This window comes from Streptomyces bobili, from assembly GCF_002154575.1.
GTDB lineage: Bacteria > Actinomycetota > Actinomycetes > Streptomycetales > Streptomycetaceae > Streptomyces > Streptomyces bobili.
Genome location: NZ_MUBA01000883.1, coordinates 1 through 762 on the forward strand (window position 1 = coordinate 1; position 762 = coordinate 762).

The window sequence follows — 762 nt, forward strand, 5'->3', positions numbered from 1 at the left end:
CGGCCATACACCACTTCGGCAGCTTCCAACTGGGCCACCTCCGTATCGATCTCCACCCACCAACTCCTTGCGCAACAGCTCCGCACGCTTGACCAGTTCGACCGACGCGTCATCGTCCAGGTCAATACGTCCATCCCGCGAAGCCCCTCCCACAACCGGTACTCGTGGCCGGGACAGTACGAGGCTCTGCCTGGCAACGACTCTGATTCCGGCGAAGAAGCGACAAGGCAGACAATCACCTGCTGCGAATCATGCCCCTGCCCAGCAAGAGATCCCCGCGCGACCTCACACCAGCCCCGCTGACCAGCGAAATTCAGGATGGCTGATCTTCATTGGGTCACCCTTGTCGAAGGGCGTGGGGATTCAGGAGCGCGGTAGCTCCGACAGGCCGCTCCACAGCGTCGACGGCGTCGCGAACGTCTCCATGACCAACATCTCGTCCGGCAGTTCCAACGAGAACCTGTCCTCCAGCTCCGCCACCAGGCCGAGCAACGTCAGTGAATCCAGGCCCAGTTCGGTCAGACTCGCGTGCGCGTCGACGGGTGTCTCGTCGTCGAGAAAGGGCAGTGCCTTGCCGAGTGCGGATTCGAAGTCGCTGTAGCTCAACGCCGAACACCCCGACCGGATGCGGCTCTACCTCGCCCACCACGACGGCGAGATCCTCGCCGCGGCCACCATGCTCACCGTCGGCGAGCACGTCTGGTACTCCTACGGCGCCTCCACCAGCCGCAGACGCGAGGTCCAGCCCAACAACGCCATGCA

1 protein-coding gene and 1 pseudogene are annotated in these 762 nt (G+C 63.6%); one reads left to right on the forward strand and one right to left on the reverse strand.

Annotation, left to right across the window (positions count from 1 at the left end; all coding sequences use genetic code 11):
• Positions 1–363: 363 nt before the first annotated feature.
• Positions 364–606, reverse strand: a complete 243-nt coding sequence (locus BZL64_RS38460; protein WP_086773531.1) for an acyl carrier protein — start codon at positions 604–606, stop codon at positions 364–366.
• Between BZL64_RS38460 and BZL64_RS38465 the strand changes: the two are divergent.
• A pseudogene (locus tag BZL64_RS38465) lies at positions 602–762 on the forward strand (peptidoglycan bridge formation protein FemAB); the annotation flags it as partial. The gene BZL64_RS38460 and the pseudogene BZL64_RS38465 sit on opposite strands and share 5 nt — an antisense overlap.